Origin of the sequence: Psychrosphaera sp. 1_MG-2023, from assembly GCF_030548245.1 — a bacterium.
Classification (GTDB): domain Bacteria; phylum Pseudomonadota; class Gammaproteobacteria; order Enterobacterales; family Alteromonadaceae; genus Psychrosphaera; species Psychrosphaera algicola.
On the sequence record NZ_JAUORW010000002.1, the window covers coordinates 257562 to 276808 of the forward strand.

Annotated in this window: 15 protein-coding genes; 12 read left to right on the forward strand and 3 right to left on the reverse strand. The window is 40.1% G+C overall.

Annotated features, from left to right (window positions below; genetic code table 11):
* Positions 1–50 precede the first annotated feature (50 nt).
* From Q4575_RS02705 to Q4575_RS02725, 5 genes are all read left to right on the forward strand, one after another.
* Positions 51–1331, forward strand: a complete 1281-nt coding sequence (locus Q4575_RS02705; RefSeq protein WP_215963401.1) for a serine protease — start codon at positions 51–53, stop codon at positions 1329–1331.
* Positions 1322–2299 (forward strand): FHA domain-containing protein, encoded by a 978-nt coding sequence (locus Q4575_RS02710; protein ID WP_303521252.1) that lies wholly within the window; start codon positions 1322–1324, stop codon positions 2297–2299. The genes Q4575_RS02705 and Q4575_RS02710 overlap by 10 nt, the downstream gene beginning before the upstream one ends.
* Positions 2299–2991 (forward strand): tRNA-uridine aminocarboxypropyltransferase, encoded by a 693-nt coding sequence (locus Q4575_RS02715; RefSeq protein WP_252736726.1) that lies wholly within the window; start codon positions 2299–2301, stop codon positions 2989–2991. The genes Q4575_RS02710 and Q4575_RS02715 overlap by 1 nt, the downstream gene beginning before the upstream one ends.
* A gap of 234 nt (positions 2992–3225) precedes the next feature.
* Positions 3226–5163, forward strand: coding sequence for a S9 family peptidase (locus tag Q4575_RS02720; protein WP_215963403.1), 1938 nt, complete (start codon positions 3226–3228; stop codon positions 5161–5163).
* Positions 5164–5445: 282 nt separating this feature from the next.
* A complete protein-coding gene (locus tag Q4575_RS02725; protein WP_215963404.1) occupies positions 5446–7524 on the forward strand; it encodes a M13 family metallopeptidase in 2079 nt (692 codons plus the stop codon).
* Between the two features lie 134 nt (positions 7525–7658).
* On the opposite strand, the gene Q4575_RS02730 is transcribed toward Q4575_RS02725, so the two are convergent.
* Together Q4575_RS02730 and Q4575_RS02735 are read right to left on the reverse strand one after the other, a co-directional pair.
* Positions 7659–8510 (reverse strand): DNA ligase, encoded by an 852-nt coding sequence (locus Q4575_RS02730; RefSeq protein ID WP_215963405.1) that lies wholly within the window; start codon positions 8508–8510, stop codon positions 7659–7661.
* A 231-nt stretch (positions 8511–8741) separates the two neighbouring features.
* On the reverse strand, positions 8742–10943 hold the full coding sequence (locus Q4575_RS02735) for a S9 family peptidase (RefSeq protein WP_303521253.1): 2202 nt from the start codon (positions 10941–10943) through the stop codon (positions 8742–8744).
* A gap of 172 nt (positions 10944–11115) precedes the next feature.
* On the opposite strand from Q4575_RS02735, the gene Q4575_RS02740 reads away from it, so the two are divergent.
* Positions 11116–11760, forward strand: a complete 645-nt coding sequence (locus Q4575_RS02740) for a hypothetical protein (protein ID WP_303521255.1) — start codon at positions 11116–11118, stop codon at positions 11758–11760.
* 89 nt (positions 11761–11849) lie between these two features.
* Here Q4575_RS02740 and Q4575_RS02745 read toward each other — a convergent pair whose 3' ends face one another.
* Positions 11850–12515 carry a tRNA1(Val) (adenine(37)-N6)-methyltransferase gene (locus Q4575_RS02745; protein ID WP_303521256.1) on the reverse strand — a complete coding sequence of 222 codons (666 nt, stop codon included), beginning with the start codon at positions 12513–12515 and terminating at the stop codon, positions 11850–11852.
* Positions 12516–12651: 136 nt separating this feature from the next.
* On the opposite strand from Q4575_RS02745, the gene srmB reads away from it, so the two are divergent.
* The 6 genes from srmB (at position 12652) to Q4575_RS02775 (ending at position 19223) form a co-directional block, all read left to right on the forward strand.
* A complete protein-coding gene (gene srmB, locus Q4575_RS02750) occupies positions 12652–13893 on the forward strand; it encodes an ATP-dependent RNA helicase SrmB (protein ID WP_303521257.1) in 1242 nt (413 codons plus the stop codon).
* Positions 13894–13896: 3 nt separating this feature from the next.
* Complete coding sequence (locus tag Q4575_RS02755; RefSeq protein WP_215963410.1) at positions 13897–14406, forward strand: TIGR02281 family clan AA aspartic protease; 510 nt, start codon at positions 13897–13899, stop codon at positions 14404–14406.
* Between the two features lie 17 nt (positions 14407–14423).
* The gene (gene nadC / locus Q4575_RS02760) at positions 14424–15266 is read left to right on the forward strand and encodes a carboxylating nicotinate-nucleotide diphosphorylase (protein WP_303521258.1); all 843 of its coding nucleotides are present in this window, start codon (positions 14424–14426) and stop codon (positions 15264–15266) included.
* 245 nt (positions 15267–15511) lie between these two features.
* Positions 15512–16033: a prepilin-type N-terminal cleavage/methylation domain-containing protein gene (locus tag Q4575_RS02765; RefSeq protein ID WP_215963412.1), complete on the forward strand. Its 522-nt coding sequence runs from the start codon at positions 15512–15514 to the stop codon at positions 16031–16033.
* Between the two features lie 242 nt (positions 16034–16275).
* A complete protein-coding gene (gene pilB, locus Q4575_RS02770) occupies positions 16276–17976 on the forward strand; it encodes a type IV-A pilus assembly ATPase PilB (RefSeq protein WP_215963413.1) in 1701 nt (566 codons plus the stop codon).
* A 17-nt stretch (positions 17977–17993) separates the two neighbouring features.
* Positions 17994–19223, forward strand: a complete 1230-nt coding sequence (locus tag Q4575_RS02775; RefSeq protein ID WP_215963414.1) for a type II secretion system F family protein — start codon at positions 17994–17996, stop codon at positions 19221–19223.
* The last annotated feature ends 24 nt before the right edge of the window (positions 19224–19247 follow it).

Consider the following 19247-nt stretch of genomic DNA (forward strand, 5'->3'; position numbering starts at 1 on the left):
TTTTAAAGGCCGCATATTGCGGCTTTTTTGTTTTCTAGGAACCTTCATTAATGCAGTTATTTCGACATCTTGTTGTTAGTTGTCTGGTTTTGTTCAGTTTTATCTTTAGTTTTCAAACCAAAGCAAACGAAGCTGAAGCACTCTTTTCAAATTACAGTCCAGCGCTTGTGCAGATTAAATGTATCAATATTGAATCTGGTCAGAAATCATCGATTGGTACTGGCTTTTTTATCTCTGAAAGTGGCCATATCGTGACTAATTACCACGTTATCTCTAATTTTATTCAATCCCCTGAGCAATATCGACTGGAGTTATTGGACAACAACGAGCAGACCCATATTGTTGATGTCGTCGATATCGATGTTATTAATGATCTTGCTATATTAGACGCGAAACAGCCTTGGCCTGTTCATTTTCCGCTTGCTTCTGAGCCGCCAACAAAAGGACAGGAAATCTATTCACTTGGTAATCCGCATGACTTAGGCATGATAGTGGTTCCGGGCACATACAATGGTATTAAATCAAAAAGTTTCTATAAGCGGATCCATTTTACGGGGTCAATAAACTCTGGTATGTCAGGCGGACCTACGGTTGATGAATTTGGTAATGTAGTCGGCATTAACGTTGCGTCAGCAGGTAATCAAATTGGTTTTCTTGTACCAGTGGACAGACTTTTCAATTTAAGAGAGCAGGCATTAGAGACGTTAGACGTCAAAAAGGAAGAGGCGTTTTTTGTCGAACGGATCACCAAGCAGCTTACAGAGAACCAAAGTGCATTATTCCAAGATTTAATTCAATCTGAATGGCCATTGTACAGTTTAGGGCAGGCAAAAGTCCCAAATGAACTCAGCGACTTTATGCCTTGTTGGGGTGACTCAAATCAAGATAAAGAAAAAGAATTGTATACGGCAGCCTCGACAAATTGTGCTTTAAACGAACGGATTTATTTAAGCAGTGATATGACGACGGGTCATGCGCAAATGGGATTCAGTTGGATCCACTCTGATAAGTTAAATGAGTTGCAATTAGCTACTTTATTTACGCAAACATTGAATCGACAATACAGCCGAAATAACGCTGGCCAAGATGATGTGACCGATTTTTATTGCCAAGAAGCACTTATTAATAACACACTTAAAACAACGTCTAAGGGCATTAGCTGTGTTAGGGCTTATCGAAAATACCCAGGCTTGTATGACGTAAGATTCCATTCTTTATTACTCGATAAAAATGACCAAACGTTAGTGGGTCGTTATGTACTGCAGGGTGTTAGTGAAACTACAGCGCAGTCCTTTTTCACTAAATTTGTTGAGAGTATTTCATGGAATTAATGATTGAAGTTGTTACCCGAAACAACAAGGTTCTGGCGTTACATAAAGTCCAAGGTGAAACTATTCGCATTGGTCGAGCATATGACAACGATCTGGTATTGCAAGAAGAGCATGTGTGCCCGTATCACGCGGAACTCAAACTATCCGAAGACGGCAGTTTGCTGTTAGTCGACAGTGGCTCGGTAAATGGCATAAAAGATAAACATAATAAACAACTTAAACCTGTCGAAACGGTAACGTCAGGGGATGTTTTTGTTTTTGGCAAAGTATTTATTCGAGTTTTATTACCATTACATTCTGTTGCGCCCGCTAAAAAGATTAACGTAATAGAAGACATAGCACGAGCAGCTAATCATTGGTATTGGTCTTTGTTAGCCATTGCGATTTACTTTTTGATTTTGTTGGTCGACAAATATTACGAAACCTACCAAGAAGTTATTTGGAGCAAACTCACCGTTACCGCCATTTTTAGCGTACTAGCGTTGTTTATATTTCCCTTGTTGGTATCCATTGCAGCGCGTGTATTTAAAAAGGACGTCAAGTTTTTCACTATTGTGACCTTTTGCTATCTGCTTGCTATTTGCTGGTTGGTTCTCGCTGCTATTGGCTCAGTTCTTTTATTTAACTGGGGTGACAACGTTAGTATTTATATTGGTGCTGAGCTCATCGATTATGCCCTATTAATGATATTTTTAGGCGGCAGTTTTTATCTAGCGAGCAACATGAGCTTGCAACGTATTGCTGGCGTTTCAACTGTACTTGTTCTGGCTATTGCATCGTTGTCTTATATCAATGATAAAGGCGACGATAAGGTTAAATTATTCCCAAAAATGAATAGTAAGGTCTTGCCATCGAAGTGGTTGCTTGCGTCTCCAGAATCGGCGGATAGTATTTTAGTTGAGACACAGAGCTTGTATGAAAAGGCGACATTAGAAGCCAAACGCAGAAACGCGGAAGCCGATAAATAATGTTGAAACCAATGTGTAATGGGGTTGAGCACATTAATTCAGTCCAAGTGTTAAGAACCGCACAATTAAAGTTGTCGACACGCGAATTTAAAGCCCGCGGGGCTTCGTTAAAACGTTGCTCAGCCTGTTTGCTGGGTGAGTCAAAATGCATTTGCGGTAGCGAACCGATTCCGGGTGAAATCGGCGTTTGTATGTTGATGTATCATGCTGAGTATTTTAAACCGTCAAATACAGGGCAACTCATTTGTGATCTGGTCACCGATAACTTCGCGTTTCGTTGGGAGCGTACAGAATGCGATCCTAAGTTAATTGAATTATTAGACGATCCTAAATGGTTTCCCGTGATTATCTTCCCTCACGATAATGTTGAAACAAGCCGACAACTGTCTGAATTGCCGAATCTAGAGGCGAGAAAAGGTCGACGGCCATTATTTGTATTTTTGGATGGCACATGGCGTCAGGCTAAAAAGATGTTTATCAAATCACCTTATTTGCAACATCTGCCTGTTTTACAATTAAATGACGCCTCACGAGGTGATTATCAATTGCGTGAGGCCTACCATGATCATCATCTAAGTACGGTTGAAGTTGCTATTGCACTGTTTAAGGAAAATGAAGAGGTGGAATTGGGTGAGCGATTAGAGGCATTATTTCAACGTTTCAGAAGTGGATATCAACACTTCAAACGCTAAATAGATCGCGTAATTCTATAATTTTCAACTACTTTAATTGTAGGGATTTAGTGTTCTCAGTATCAAATTATTTACATGATGGACTTAATTGGCGGCCTGAGGGCACATAGAAATTTACGTTACCCTTTAATAATCGCTGTAGTTCTACTATTCTAAAATTCAACATTATTGCCCTTTCGAAAAAACTAAAAACTAAAAACTAAAAACTAAAAAATAACAGTTGGAATAAACACTATGAAATTTTTATTGAATATTGGAGTAATGTTTCTACTCCTTTTATCAGGGCAATCTATTGCCAAATCAGATCAGATCCCCGTTGAAGATTTTTTCAAAAACCCAGAATTCTCAGGACTTCAACTATCCCCTAATGGTAAATATGTCGCTGTTTTATCACCAGTGAACACGCGCCGAAATATTGTAATTATGGAAACCAACAATCTTACTAAAGTTAAGCCAATCACTGGTTTCAAAGAGCAAGATGTGGGCAGCTTCTTTTGGGCTAATGATCAAGATATTGTTTTTACGCTAGATAGCGATGGTAATGAAGCGTTTAGTATTTACACAATTAACACGACAAAAAGAAAACCAAAAGTCGTTAAGTTGGTCGGTGCAATCGTTGATTCGTCAGGGATTCGTTCTGCTGCAACTGTGCATACCTTGCCAGACGATCCAGACCACATCATTGTCCAATATAATGGTCGTCGCGTAGTATCCCCAGATTTATACAAAGTTCCACTAGATAGTAAATGGAGCGAACGTGGTGAGCGTAACGGCAAGATGGACATGATTGCTCGAAACCCAGGTGATGTGCAAAGTTGGATCTTAGACCATAATGGTGCAGTTCGCGGTGCGTATTCGATTAAGGGCCTCACAGGAAAGTTCTTATACAAAGAAGCCAACGAAGAAGAGTTTCGAGTAATCAAAGAGTTTAACGTTGATGATGAAAATATCACGCCGCTAGGTTTTGCGTTCGACAATAAGACAATGTACGTTTCGTCTAATGTTGGCCGAGATAAGGGTGCTCTATATACCTACGATCCAGTCAAAGATAAATTAGGTGAACTGATTTTTGCCCACGACGAAGTTGACGTTGCAGGCTTAATGATGTCGCGTAAGCAGAAAAAGCTGTTAGGTGTGAGTTATTTTTACGAGTACCCAGAAGTGGCTTATTTCGATAAAGATTTTGCAACTTTAATGACGTCTTTAGAAGGTGCATTCAAGGGTAAACGTGTTGCAATTACTAGCATGTCTGAAGATGAAAAACTGAATATTGTTTATGTATCCAATGACAACGATCCTGGTGTTTATTATTTGTTTAATAAAGGAAACAACAGCCTAAAACCATTGGTTCCAACTATGCAGTGGTTAGATCCAGAAAAAATGTCATCAATGAAACCGATTAAATTCACGAGTCGTGATGGCTTAACAATTCACGGTTATTTAACAATACCTAAAGGGGCCAAAGGTAAAGTACCACTGATTGTTAATCCACATGGCGGTCCTTATGGTATTCGAGACTTTTGGGGTTTTAATCCTGAGCACCAATTTTTTGCCAGTCGCGGTTATGCAACGGTACAAGTTAATTTCCGTGGTTCAGGCGGTTATGGTTTAGCATTTCAAAAAGCCGGCTATGGCGGTAAGTGGGGGGCAGAAATGCAAAATGACCTTACAGATGCGGTAAATTATCTTGTTAAAGAGGGCATTGCTGATCCAGATAAAGTTTGTATTTATGGTGCCAGTTATGGTGGCTATGCAACGATGGCAGGATTAACCTTCACGCCTGATGTTTATAAATGTGGGATCAACTATGTTGGTGTAACAGACGTAGCGTTATTATTTGAATCAATGCCAAAGCATTGGGAACCACAAAAAGAGCTAATGAAAACTCGAATTGGTGATCCTGATGACGAAGCATTAATGAAACGTATGTCACCACTTGCGCATGTTGATAAAATCAAAGCGCCTTTAATGATTGTCCAAGGGGCGAGAGATCCACGTGTTGTTAAAAAACATGCGACTGACTTGCGTGATGCTCTTGAAGACCGTGGAATCGAGCTTAGTGACGATGAATGGATCATGAAGAAGAATGAAGGTCATGGCTTCAGAAAAGAAGAAAACCGCTTAGAGCTCTATACTAAAATAGAAAAGTTCTTAGAAAAGCACTTAAAGTAACTTTTAGTTAAAAGTCTTTATGAAAAAAGCCTTACTTTTGTAAGGCTTTTTTGTATCTTTTTAACTCTGCTTTCATCCTTAAAGCTCAATGAAGGCTAGGGTGGTTAATAAATGGTCAAATTAGACATTCTTATTTGTAAGGTTTTGTTACATCCATTGACAACACTGTGTTAATCATTAATCTGATTGCGAATATTGAAATTTTGAATTGCGCTATATTCAATCACATAATTCAGTATAAAAATAAAAACAGGTTTTAGCCTACAATTCCGGAACAACACAATGAAAAAACTTAATGTAATCGCTGCGAGCGTTGCACTTGCTGTGGGGGCACTGTCATTGACAGCATGCTCTCCTAAAAGTGAAACAAATAGTCAAGTTCAAGCCGAGCAAGTTGCTGAAAAACAACTCGTTTCGGGCATTGACCTTAAAAATATCGATGACTCTGCATCCCCAACTGAAGATTTTTATATCTACACAAACGGTAAATGGCTTCAAGAAACAAAGATCCCTGCGGATAAGTCAAACTACGGTTCATTTACAAAGCTTTATGATGACGCCCAAGAAAATTTAAAAGCGATTATAGAGAAAGCTTCTAAAGCTAAAAACGCTAAAGTGGGTTCTGATGAGCAGAAACTGGGCGATTTTTATAATTCATATATGGATGAAGCACAGTCAGAGAAGTTAGGAATGCAGCCATTAAATGCATTAATGGCTGAAATTGACGGCTTATCCAACCATACTGATTTAGCCGCTATGATGGGTAAATTATATGGTTTGGGTGTAACTGGCCCTCTTGGTTTTTACGTAAACAACGACGCTAAAAAATCTGATCAATATGCTGTATACCTATTCCAATCAGGCTTAGGTCTTCCTGACCGTGATTATTATTCTAAAGATGATAAAAAATCTGAAGACAATCGTATTGCGTATGTCACTTATTTAACTGACATGTTAAAAATGGCGGGCATAGCCGATCCTAAAGGCGCAGCTAGCCGCATTATGGCATTAGAAACTGATTTAGCCGCTAAACAATGGTCACGTGTTGAATCTCGAGATGCAAACAAACGTTACAATAAATATAGCACTGAAGAATTTGCGTCTTACATGGGGACATTCCCATGGGCGGCCTATGCTAAAGAAACCAAATTGGCTGATGTAAAAGAAGTTATCGCTTCTCAAAATACATACATGAAAGCGTTTGGTGAAATGTTTACTAAGGTTGAAGTTGGAACTTGGAAAGAATATTTCAAGATGAAACTACTTGGCGAATATTCTGACTATTTATCAAAAGACTTCGCAGACCGTAGTTTTGAGTTTTATGGTACAAAACTTAAAGGTATCGAAGAGCAACGTCCACGTTGGAAAAAGGCAGTTTCTGGTGTAGATACTGTACTTGGCGAACTTTTGGGTCGTTTATACGTTAAAGAACACTTTAAACCAGAAGCTAAAAGGCGCATGGAACAATTAGTTCAAAACGTGATTAAAGGCTTTGAAGTTGGCATAAAAGATTTAGAGTGGATGAGTGAAGAAACTAAGGTTTCTGCATTAGAGAAGCTATCTAAATTTACCCCTAAGATTGGTTACCCAGATAAATGGACTGATTACTCTGCATTAGAAATTAAAGCTGGTGATTTGGTCGGCAACTACATGCGTTTCAATCAATGGCAATTAACTCGTAATATTGAAAAGCTAGGTAAGCCTATCGATCGTAGCGAATGGCACATGACGCCACAAACCGTTAATGCCTATTACAACCCTGTAATGAACGAGATTGTCTTCCCTGCGGCCATTTTACAACCACCTTTCTTCAACTTAGATGCTGAAGATGCTGTTAACTATGGCGGTATTGGTGCTGTAATCGGGCATGAAATTGGCCATGGTTTTGATGACCAAGGTGCTAAGTACGATGGCGATGGCAACTTAAGAAACTGGTGGACAGAATCCGACCAAGCGCAATTTAAAAAGCGCGGTGAAAAGTTCTCTGCACAATACAGTGCATTTGAAGTGTTTGAAGGTGAGTTTGTAAATGGCGATTTAACTTTAGGCGAAAACATTGGCGACTTAGGTGGTTTAACTATCGCATATAAAGCGTACCAGTTATCTCTAAATGGCAAAAAATCACCTGTGTTAGACGGCTTTACTGGCGAGCAACGTGTATTCTTAGGTTGGGGTCAAGTATGGCGTCGTCTATACCGCGATGAAGCATTAAGCGAACGTCTAGTAACTGACCCACATTCACCGAGTCGTTATAGAGTAAATGGTATTGTTCAAAACATGCCTGAGTTTTATAAAGCGTTTGACGTTAAAGAAGGTGATGGACATTACCTTACCGAAGAAGAACGTGTAAAAATTTGGTAATTTAAAGCATCTTTATGCATTAAACTGTTAGTGCGTTTTTAGTGCATAACATTATGACTTTAAATACTATATTTAAATTGAAGGCCTCACATTATAGAGGCCTTTTTGTAGCCTGTTTATCAAGTGTTTTGAAACTAAAATGTAAACTTACGAACAAAGGTCGCAAATCGAGGTTTGCCACTATTGGTATATCCAGAGTACCGATAAGTGACTTGAGTCCCTATTTCAGGCGGTTCCGCTCGCTCTTTGTCTGAAAACCCCGAGCCTATCTTAAAAACGTGGCCAGTTTTATTTTTGACAACGATTGCGCCTAACATCCCTGCATACTTGCCCTTACCCTCTACGTGTTTTAATACGGTTGCTTCTTCGTCTAGATACGGCTTTAATTTTAATAGGCGGTCTGTTCGGCCGTGATAGTAATAGCTGTTTGCAACATTAAGCATGACACCTTCACCACCACCAGCGACAATTTGTTTGAATATAGTTTGCACTTCCGTTTCGGTTTCCACTTTTAGTTGTTTAACTTGCCGCACCCAGGGTAAATTAATGTCCGCCAATAAATGAGCTAACTGGTTTTGTCGAAATTCAAAAGGTAGATGTGATTCAGGTACATCAAATACCATAAACCGCACATGTTGCCATTCGGATTCGTCAGCGTGTTTTTTTCTAACAGTGGAAGAAACTTGTTCAAACTGTCCTCTGGATATCCATAATTCGCCGTCTAAGGCTGTTTTTGGCAAGTTCTCGATAAACCATGGTGGGCAATGGATTTGGTTTCCTCTGCGCGTAAGGAGCGTTGTTCCATTCCAATACGCTCTGATCCCGTCGTACTTTTCGCTTAACCAATAACCTTGATGCTGAGCAAATAGATTTTTGATATCAGCAACTTTGGCTAACATTAAGTCTACGGGTTTTGGTTTTGCCCAGATATAAACCGGAAATAAAACTAAAACTGCAAAGCAACATACAAGTATAAAATTTTGCATAACACTGTCCTTAGTGACGTAAAATTTTATTTTAGCGACTTTGTTTGGTTGTGAAGGACAGTTTAAAGATCAGTTTTCGGGGAAAGCTGAGTTACAAGAAGTGAATTACTTCTAAAAAGGAGTAATAAAAATTAACGTCTTTAGAGAGAGCAGCGCATACAAATCAAATCCGACTTTGCTACGCCAATCTTTTAACATGTGGCGGATGTTTACCGCCACAGCATCATACCATCAAAGGTTTTTATCAAAATATCGAACGATAGTTTTGGCTAAATGAAGGCCTGTTTTTTTACCGCGAATGCTATGTTTGCTCCCTGGGTAGGTCATTACATCAAAAGGCTTACCTAAATCTTGTAAATGTTTAAAAAGCTTCGTCGCATGCGTAAACAATACGTTGTCGTCGGCCATTCCATGATAAATCAGTAAATCGCCTTTTAGACCCTCGGCATATTTAAAGACATTACTAACATCATAGTCTTTGCCATTTTTACCGGGATGCCCTGCATAACGTTCTGTGTAATGAGTATCATATAGTGTCCAGTCGGTTACTGGCGCACCTGAAACACCTACTTTAAATACATCACCGGCTTTAAACATGCTCATTATTGTCATATACCCGCCATAACTGTGGCCGTAAACACCAATGCGATTTGGGTCAACATAGTCGAGGGTTTTTAAGTATTCTACACCGGTTAACTGGTCTGTTAATTCAACTTCACCAAGATGTTGGTAGATTGGATCTTCAAATTTTTTGCCTCGGTTATAAGACCCGCGGTTATCCAGTTGAAAAACCACGTACCCTTTTTGCACTAAATGCTGGAGGATATAATTTCGTTTACTCCAACTATCAGTCACCAATTGTGCGTGTGGACCGCCGTACACATAATTAATTACAGGGCGCTTGCCAGTAAAACCTTTAGGCTCAAATATGCGGTAATGAAGTGTTTGCCCATCCTCAGCGGTTATCGTACCAAAACGAGGTTTAATCCAGTCATTCAAATAAGGTGTAAGTGGATGTGAAGCGTCGAGCTTATTTTGTTCCATCCAGGTTAATTGCTTTCCGTTTGCCTGGTGTAGGCTCACTTGAGGCGGTTGTGTCGTGGTTGAAAATGAGTCTAAGTAAACCGAAGCGTCTTCAGAGAATGTTACGTCATGTAAACCACTTCGCTGGGATACTTTTTTTATCTGCTGTGGTTTGTTTAAGTTAACAACATATAAGTGGCGTTCGATAGGAGTATCTTTTCGTCCCGTGAAATAGACATCGCCGTTGGCTTTGTCTACAGCAACTAATTTATCGACGATCCAATCACCCTTAGTTAATTGCGCTTTTACGTTACCTTTTAGATCGACGTGATACAAATGTTGGAATCCGTCACGTTCTGAAGCCCAAACAAAACTGTCATCAAAATAATATAATGATTCGTGAAGGTTAATCCAAGTATCAGAAGTTTCAGTCACTACAGTCTTTTGAGACAATGTTTTAGCGTTAACAAAACGCAACTGTAACTCATGTTGACTGCGGTTTTGCCACTGGTAACTAAATGTAGCTGAGTTAGGTAACCATTTACCGCGAGTGATATAAATATCCTGTTCTTGACCTAAGTCAATCCAGCGGATCTGCGATTCGCTTTGTGTGATCTTCAGTAAACCCAGTTCGATTTTTACATTTGGGGTTCCGGCAAACGGATATCGTTGGTCAAATAATTTAATCGAATCGGCGTAAATCTCGTTACGTGTTGCAACCTTAACCGGTGATGTATCGACTTTAGTTAACGCAATTTCAGATTCATCCGGTGCCCACCAGTAACCTGTCATTCGTTTCATTTCTTCTTGAGCAACAAACTCCGCCATGGCAAATTTAATGGTGTCTTTACCACTTGTGGTGAGTGCTTTGGTTTGTTTGGTTTTCAGGTTAATAATGTAGAGATTTTGGTTTTTAACATAAGATACAAAATTGCCTTTAGGTGAAAACTTTACGTCGGTGACAAATCCATCACCATTCGTAAGCTTCTCTGCTTTAGCTTTACCTAACTGATAATAAAAAACATCGCCATTTAGTGGGAATAGCAAAGCGCTGCCGTCGGCTGACCAGGTATATTCCAAAATCCCCTTACCATAAATACGTTGGCGTTCACGTCGTGCTTTCTCTTCATCAGATAAGGACTCAGGCCCCGAGAACAAAGATTCGGAATCGACCAACATTGAACGCTTGCCTGTTGCGACATTGTATTCCCATAGATCATAACGATTATAGTCATCAGCTCGCGGTTGGATATAGGTGGCACGTTTACCATCAGGGGAGACCGTTAATTTACTTGGTGTTTTGCCAGCTAATGATGGGTCAGAATAAATTCGTTCAAGGGTTAATTCTTGGGCGATAATGTTGAATGTTTGAATAAGGATGAACAGTAATATAATCGTTAATTTTTTCATTTATGGGTTACACCAAATTATGACAAGAAGACAAACGGGTTGCTTTTTGTAATGCGAATAATTTATGAGGTGGATGATGCCAGAAACGACATAAGCACGAAATAACAAGTTGCAATAATGCGATAGATGGATAGAATTCCGCGTGGAAATTTTGTACACACGGAGAATTATAATGACAACATTGACAAAATTAGGTTTGGCCCTGGCATTAGCTGTTTCAGGTGCGTCTTTTACAACTCAAGCTAACAGTGACGACACTGCTACAGAGAAAAAGTTTAATGCAAAACCATTCATGGTATTTGGATATGCGTTTGGCGGCGATGATATGGGAACGTTGGAATATGAAGATGGCTCTTCTTCTGATGTTTCAGCCGGTGGCGGTTTTACAATGGGTGGTGGTGTAGATATCGCCATAGACTCAGAATCGTTTGGTTTTTCTAAGCCTATTGGCGTGAAACTAACTGGTGCATACAAATTTGATTCGGCAACTGCTGATAATGCTGATATCACGTTTGACCGATTTGAATTCACAGTATTGCCATATGTGCAATTAAACGAAAAAGTGACACTTGGTGCTGGTGTGTCTTTCCACACAGGTGTTGAATTTTCATTAGAAATGGACGGTTCAGGTTCAGAATCCTATGAATTTGACGGTGCAACGGCGTTTGTTGCTGAGTTAGGCTTTAAGCAAAACGAACAGCTTAGTTGGGGTTTTAGATTTACATCGGTAGAATATACTCTTGCTAATTATAGTGGTGCTGAAGCAACTTCAGGTAGTAACTTCGGCGGGTTTATGACCTATAGCTTTAAACAATAGTATTTCAAAATATTGTTTAAGTGTTTTAGTAAGGGGCCTTTAGGCCCTTTTTTGTTACCTATAAATAATCGAGTCATTTGTTAGTAAAACTAAAATTTAAGGTAAAAATCGCGACATAAATCTTTGTACGGTTTTGAATAATTGCCATCAAGTTGTCGAATAACGAGTGTTGAATTTAGTGTGTTGATTGTACTCGTTGCCGATTTTCTTAATTCAACTAGTTGCCGGATCACCTTGCCTTGTCCATTATGTTTGATATCGCATTGCCGAGTTAGCCGCCACTGATAAGTCGGAGCTATGTCGAGCAATTCCTGCATTTCTGCAACAGGTAATACTAGGCTCAATTTGCCTTTCTCAGTAGTGAGTTCAGCGCTACGTTTTAACAACTGGTCAAAGGTGAGCGTAATTTGATGACGCGCCTGCGTTCGTTTGTTGTCCTTATTTTGTAGGTCGTGACTAAAATAAGGTGGATTGGAAACAATATGGTCAAATTTTTCCGGTGTCGCCCATAAGCTAAAGTCGCTTTTTAAACAGGTTAGCCGTTCATACCAATCGCTGTGTTCAAAGTTTTGTTGTGCTTGTTGCACCGCGTCGTCGTCCAACTCAATTGCGGTAATTGAAGCCTGAGCGACAACGCTTCGTTGAGCTAACATAAGGGCAATTAAACCGCTACCCGTCCCAACATCGAGAATGCGTTTATCGTCGTCAATATTTGCCCAGGCACCCAGTAAAATGCCGTCGGTATTAACCTTCATTGCACACTTATCGTGCCAAATTGAAAATTGTTTAAACTGAAAGTGTGGTTTTGCCAATTCTAAGGTATCCGCTTGACGATATTTTCCGCTATAATATCAGACCTTAAGATTTGATATAGCTCCAGCCGGAATTTGCATGACATTTGATGAGTTCGATTTAGACCGCCGTTTACTTTTAGGTATTCAGTCCCTTGGTTACGCCAAACCAACACGAGTACAACAAGCCGCAATACCTGAGGCGTTGGATGGTCACGATGTGTTAGCAAGTGCACCGACAGGAACCGGTAAAACTGCCGCGTTTTTGATCCCAGCAATCCAGTATTTATTAGACTCTCCTCGCAGAAACCCTGGTTTTGCCCGTGTTATGGTACTTGCGCCTACCAGAGAACTTGCTTATCAAACCTATGATTTTGCTAAAACGTTAAGCCAACATACTGATTTACGTGTAGGTGTTATTACCGGCGGTATTAATTACGGCAGTCATAAAGACATTTTAGAAAAAAATAACGATATTTTAATTTCAACTCCAGGTCGTCTGCTTGAGTATATGGATGCTGAAACCTTCCACTGTGAAGATGTTGAGGTGTTAATATTAGATGAAGCTGACCGCATGCTCGACATGGGGTTCCGTAGCTTTATGTTACGCATCGCCGATGAATCTCGAAATCGTCGCCAGGCCATGTTGTTTTCTGCCACATTAGAAGGCCGCGGTATAATAGAGTTTGGTAATCATGTTTTGGCCGAAGCGGTATTTGTTGAAGCGGATGCACCAAGAAGTGAAGTCAGTAAAATTGTTGAATGGACCCACTTAGCCGACAGCGATGAACACAAATTTGCCATGCTGGGGCACTATTTAGCGTTAGAAGATGTTAAAAAGTCAATCGTATTTGTTAAAACCAAAGAACGGTTAGAGCTTGTTGTAAATCAGTTGCAAGCTATGGGTATTTACGCAGCGTACTTGCAAGGTGAAATGCCCCAGGACAAACGTCTCAAAGCAATTGAGAAGCTAAAGTCGGGTAAATCCCCTGTATTGGTCGCCACCGATGTTGCAGCGCGTGGTCTTGATATTATCGATGTGACTCACGTCTTTAACTTTGATTTACCGCGAACAGCGGATGTTTATGTTCACCGAATTGGCCGCACAGCTCGCGCTGGCGCAAAAGGCTATGCTGTGAGTTTTATAGCTGCACACGACATGCTGATCATGAAAAAAATTGAACGTTATACAGAACAAACGTTTAAGCATAGAAAAATTGCAGGCATCGAACCTAAAAACAAAGAATCTGCAGTTCCGGCTAAAAAGAAAAAGCCGCATAAGAAAAAAGTCGCCAAAGCGTTAGCTAAGTCGGCTAAGAAGAAAACTAAGAAGAAAAAATAAGCCATGTCGCAACCCGTTAAAATAGGCAAAACGTTTGCATTTATCTTCTGGGGATTGTTTCTCGTCTTAGGTTATCAGTTTTTTGATGGCAAATTATCAGAGCGCGTAAATCCAAATCAAAACCCCGAGAGCTATATTAACGGTCAAATGGCTACTTTAGTTTTGGACCAAAACCGAATGGGTCATTATGTTGTAAATGGCCTGTTAAATAACTATCCAGTGACCTTTTTACTCGATACTGGCGCGACAAATGTCGCAGTACCGAAAGGGGTTGCTGATGCAATTGGCCTTAAATATGGTCAGCCTGTTTCAGTTAATACTGCCAATGGCACAGCTAAGGCGTATATGACTACGATTGATAACTTAACTATCGGCAAGTTGCAGTTTGGCAATATGCGCGCGACGATTGTACCTGGTATGCAGGGCGACGAGTTATTACTTGGCATGAACGCATTAAAACAAGTTGAGTTTACGCAAAGAGAGGGACGATTGACCCTCAAGCAAATACAATAAAAGAGAATTTTCAAACTATGTATCAGCAACACATTCCTGCTCAAGTTACCGCTGCGCTGCAAGAAGACCTAAATGGTCTGTCTGCCGATTTAGATATTACCGCACAATTAATTCCATCGGAACAACTGGCCACAGGTAAAGTGATTACGCGTCAAGATGCGGTTGTTTGCGGGGTTGAATGGGTGAATGAAACCTTTTCCCAAATTGCTAAAAATACGACTGTTGAGTGGCAAGTCAAAGATGGTGACAACGTAGTTGCCAATCAAACCTTATTCACATTCTCAGGCCCAGCCCGTGAAATATTGACAGCAGAACGTACAGCGTTAAATTTTTTACAAATGTTATCTGCGACCGCAACGTCGACCCAACATTACGTTAATGAAATTGCCGCGATGCAAAGCACAACTAAAATTTTGGATACGCGTAAAACCATCCCTGGGTTACGGTTAGCGCAAAAATACGCGGTTACCTGTGGTGGTGGGCAGAATCACCGAATTGGTTTATTTGATGCGTATTTAATTAAAGAAAATCATATTTTTGCCGCTGGATCTATTGATGCTGCTGTGACTACCGCTAAACAACTCAATCCATCAGCTAAAGTGGAAGTGGAAGTGGAGTCATTAGATGAGCTTCAATTGGCAATGGATGCGGGGGCGGACATCGTCATGTTGGATAATTTCACTGTTGAAATGACAGCGCAGGCAAGAAAATTAAGCAATGGAAAAGTTAAACTTGAGGCGTCTGGCAACATGGATGGTGAAAAATTTAAAGCATATGCGCAGTTAAATATTGACTATATCTCAATTGGTGGCTTAACTAAGCATGTGGATGCGATAGATTTGTCGATGCGATTTGATTAAGTCTTGTATTTCTTATGAGTACGCATCTTGTAAATCAAGTTATGGCACTAACAAGCTTTTAACGTTTTTTGTAATTTTGAGAAAATTGCTAATAATTAGATCACACTATTGGACCTTTAGATTGCAGTACGGATGCGTAAAATTTGATATGAAACAAATTCGTAGCTTGTAATTTGAAGTAAAAGAGTCACAATGGCTGTAGGTTAAAGACAATAACTTCATGACAACTTACTAGGAGTAATAAAATGAAAAACCGCCAACAAAAGGGTTTTACTCTAATTGAACTGATGATTGTAATTGCAATTATCGGTATTCTGGCATCGGTTGCGGTTCCGCAATACCAGACTTACGTTTTACGTACGGAAGCCACAACTTCATCTACATCAGCATTGCGTCCAATTAAAAATGCCGTTGAAGAATACGTAGCATTGAATGGCCAAAACCCAAGTTCATTTGCAGAATTAGCAGATATTGGTTTTGTTGACCCATCTGGTGCTGACTATACCGCTACAACTTCTGTATCGGGTTCTGATTTTACGTCAGCCACGCTTACTGGTGGTGGTGAAAATGCACTACAAATCGTAATGCTTTATAACAGCGACACGGCACCTAAAGACTTTCAAGCTGAATCTTTGACATTTGAAGCTACAGTTAGTGCAACAAACGGTGCCGTAACTTGGACAGTATTATCAAGTGACGTAACTAAGTTACCTACACCAAAAGGTTTCACAGTTACAGCATCTGAAGAAGATGATAGTGAAGACTAATTATCATAATAAATAGGTAGGTTACTATTTATTATTAAACGGGGACTTTAAGTCCCCGTTTTTTTTATGGTTTTTTCAAAATTGATTTATATTTTTGTCAAAGTATTTTCGCTATCTTAACTTTCAGCTAAAAAAGTGAATATTTCCTTTCTTTTTTTGTCATAACATTAGTTAAACGTTGCGACAAAGCGATTTCCTCGACATAATTAAATGATACTAATTCAGGAAGAAATCTCAGTTTTATGCAACATTCGTTTAACGGTGCCTTAATTCGACAACTCTTAGCACATCAGTTAATTTCCGATGAAGCCGTCGAGAAACTGAAAACGAGTATATCCGCCTATCAATCAACTGCGGAAGCACTGGTTAAAGAAGGAGTGATCACGCCTGAAAACCTAATGTTATTTGCATCCCAACGCTTTGGTGTGCCACGCATTGATATTGCCTATTACGATGTTTCGCAAATTCCTGATGAGCTCAAAAACGAAAAACTCGTATCCAAACACCAAGTATTACCTTTAGTCAAAAATGGTCGAACCCTCTATTTAGCGACCGCAGACCCGTCTGATATTGCCGCGCAGGAAGACTTTGAATTTAATACCGGACTGCAAACTGAGTTTGTGGTTTGTGATCCAATAGCGTTAAATGAAGTTATTCACCAAGTATTTTCGTCTTTAGAAGAAGGGCTTGGCGTTAATGAATCGGATATGTTGGAGTTGGCTGACTTAGAAACAGAGTCGGTTGAAACTGAACAAGACGATGGCAATGATGGAAAAGACGATGCGCCAATCGTTGTTTATATCAATAAAATATTATTGGACGCCATTCGTAAAGGGGCGTCGGATTTACATTTTGAACCCTATGAAAAAGAATACCGCATCCGCTTTCGTATTGACGGTATTTTGTCTGAAGTTGCCCGGCCACCTTCCGCATTATCCAGTCGTTTATCGGCCCGTATAAAAGTTATTTCTAATTTGGACATTGCTGAAAAACGCAAACCTCAAGACGGTCGAATTAAGCTAAAGGTATCCGCCAAAAAATCCATCGATTTTCGTGTCAGCACACTTCCTACTTTGTGGGGCGAAAAAGTGGTTATGCGTATCCTCGATGCGTCTAGCGCAATGTTAGGTATCGATGTACTTGGTTATGAGGAAGAGCAAAAACAACTCTATTTAGAAGCTTTAGCACAACCACAGGGCATGATTTTAGTTACTGGGCCAACGGGTTCTGGTAAAACCGTATCTTTGTATACCGGACTCAATATTCTCAATACCCCTGAACGAAATATTTCAACAGCGGAAGATCCGGTTGAAATTAATTTGACAGGTGTGAACCAAGTGCAAATGAATCCAAAGGCTGGATTAGATTTTGCGACGGCATTACGAGCCTTTTTACGTCAAGATCCCGATATCGTAATGGTCGGTGAGATTCGAGATTTAGAAACTGCCGAGATTTCAATTAAGGCGGCTCAAACGGGTCACTTGGTCTTATCCACACTGCATACTAATTCTGCTCCCGAAACGCTAACACGTTTGTCTAATATGGGGGTTCCGTCCTATAACATTGCGAGTTCAGTATCACTTATAATTGCCCAGCGATTAGCACGTAAGCTTTGTAATCGTTGTAAAGAGCCGGAAATAGAGCTACCAGAAAGTGAATTGTTAAAAATTGGTTTTGAACCTGAACAAATTAAAGATATGACCTTATTTAAGCCGGTTGGATGTAATGAATGCACCCAAGGCTACAAAGGTCGGGTCGGTATTTACGAAGTAATGAAACTGTCTGAGCAAATGAAAACCATAATTATGTCCGGTGGAAATTCGTTAGATATTGCAAATCAAGCCAAACTTGAAGGTATCAACAATTTGCGGCAATCTGGTTTGTTAAAAGCAGCAAACGGCATTACAAGTTTGGCGGAAGTAAACCGGGTAACTCAACAGTAATTGGTTAAGGCAAGTAAATGGCGACAAATAACAAAGTAATCAGAAAGCAGATCGTTTTTACCTACCAAGGTTTGAACCGCCGAGGTGGTAAAATCAAAGGTGAAATCTATGCTGCTAGCGCCAGTGAAGCCAAGGGGAATCTAAAAAAACAAGGCATAACCCCAACCAAAGTCCGTAAAAAACCACAGCCTTTATTTGGTTCAGGTGGTAAACCAATTGATGCAAAAGACATTGCCGTATTTACTCGACAAGTCGCCACAATGTTAACCGCCGGTGTACCTTTGGTTCAGTCTTTAGATATGATTGCTAAAGGTGCCGATAAACAAAGTATGTCTAAGCTGGTTCAGGATGTACTTGGTCAAGTGCAGGCCGGTTCTAGTGTTGCAGATGCATTGCGGACCCAGCCTAAATATTTTGACGACTTGTATTGTGACTTAGTTGAATCGGGTGAAAAATCCGGGGCATTAGACGGTATATTCGACCGAATTGCTTTATATAAAGAAAAATCAGAAGCCTTAAAATCTAAAATTAAAAAAGCGATGACCTACCCAATCGCAATATTAAGTATCTCGTTTATTGTTGTCGGTATTCTCCTCGTTGTGGTAATTCCAAGTTTTGAAGACATCTTTAAAAGTTTTGGTGCTGACTTGCCTGGCCCAACAATGACCGCGATTGCCGCGTCTGAAGTAGCGCAAGATTATTGGGCTGTCGTGGTTGCGGGGATCATCATTGCGGTATTTTTATTCAAACGGGCGCTACGAACCAATGCAAAATTTGCAGCTTCAATGGATGCCTTGTTATTAAAAGCACCAATAGTTGGCAATATTGTCAACAAAGGGGCGATAGCCCGTTACGCTCGAACCTTATCAACCACCTTTGCTGCCGGTGTCCCATTACATGAAGCATTAAACTCTGCGGCAGGTGCCTCTGGTAATGCTGTTTATAAAAAAGCCATCCAGGAAATTAAAGCCGACGTATCCGCTGGTAACTTGATGCACGTATCGATGCGAGCCACTAATTTGTTTCCCGATATGGTTACGCAAATGGTATCCATTGGTGAAGAATCAGGTGCCCTAGATACTATGCTAGAGCGGGTAGCCAATGTTTATGAGCAAGAAGTCGACGACGCTGTTGACGGTATTACTGCCCTTATCGAGCCCTTTATTATGGTCTTTTTAGGTACCGTAATAGGTGGTCTCATCGTGGTAATGTATTTGCCTATATTCCAAATGGGTAATGCGGTTTAGTCTGGTTGTTTCACTGAGTTAATT

What these genes read in the sequence shown, in the direction of transcription:
- Q4575_RS02715 (WP_252736726.1), top strand. Translation starts at nt 2,299, where the DNA reads ATGTTGAAACCAATGTGTAATGGGGTTGAGCACATTAATTCAGTCCAA.
- nadC (WP_303521258.1), top strand. Translation starts at nt 14,424, where the DNA reads ATGTATCAGCAACACATTCCTGCTCAAGTTACCGCTGCGCTGCAAGAA.
- Q4575_RS02740 (WP_303521255.1), top strand. Translation starts at nt 11,116, where the DNA reads ATGACAACATTGACAAAATTAGGTTTGGCCCTGGCATTAGCTGTTTCA.
- Q4575_RS02765 (WP_215963412.1), top strand. Translation starts at nt 15,512, where the DNA reads ATGAAAAACCGCCAACAAAAGGGTTTTACTCTAATTGAACTGATGATT.
- srmB (WP_303521257.1), top strand. Translation starts at nt 12,652, where the DNA reads ATGACATTTGATGAGTTCGATTTAGACCGCCGTTTACTTTTAGGTATT.
- pilB (WP_215963413.1), top strand. Translation starts at nt 16,276, where the DNA reads ATGCAACATTCGTTTAACGGTGCCTTAATTCGACAACTCTTAGCACAT.
- Q4575_RS02725 (WP_215963404.1), top strand. Translation starts at nt 5,446, where the DNA reads ATGAAAAAACTTAATGTAATCGCTGCGAGCGTTGCACTTGCTGTGGGG.
- Q4575_RS02745 (WP_303521256.1), bottom strand. Translation starts at nt 12,515, where the DNA reads ATGAAGGTTAATACCGACGGCATTTTACTGGGTGCCTGGGCAAATATT.
- Q4575_RS02735 (WP_303521253.1), bottom strand. Translation starts at nt 10,943, where the DNA reads ATGAAAAAATTAACGATTATATTACTGTTCATCCTTATTCAAACATTC.
- Q4575_RS02720 (WP_215963403.1), top strand. Translation starts at nt 3,226, where the DNA reads ATGAAATTTTTATTGAATATTGGAGTAATGTTTCTACTCCTTTTATCA.
- Q4575_RS02705 (WP_215963401.1), top strand. Translation starts at nt 51, where the DNA reads ATGCAGTTATTTCGACATCTTGTTGTTAGTTGTCTGGTTTTGTTCAGT.
- Q4575_RS02710 (WP_303521252.1), top strand. Translation starts at nt 1,322, where the DNA reads ATGGAATTAATGATTGAAGTTGTTACCCGAAACAACAAGGTTCTGGCG.
- Q4575_RS02730 (WP_215963405.1), bottom strand. Translation starts at nt 8,510, where the DNA reads ATGCAAAATTTTATACTTGTATGTTGCTTTGCAGTTTTAGTTTTATTT.
- Q4575_RS02775 (WP_215963414.1), top strand. Translation starts at nt 17,994, where the DNA reads ATGGCGACAAATAACAAAGTAATCAGAAAGCAGATCGTTTTTACCTAC.
- Q4575_RS02755 (WP_215963410.1), top strand. Translation starts at nt 13,897, where the DNA reads ATGTCGCAACCCGTTAAAATAGGCAAAACGTTTGCATTTATCTTCTGG.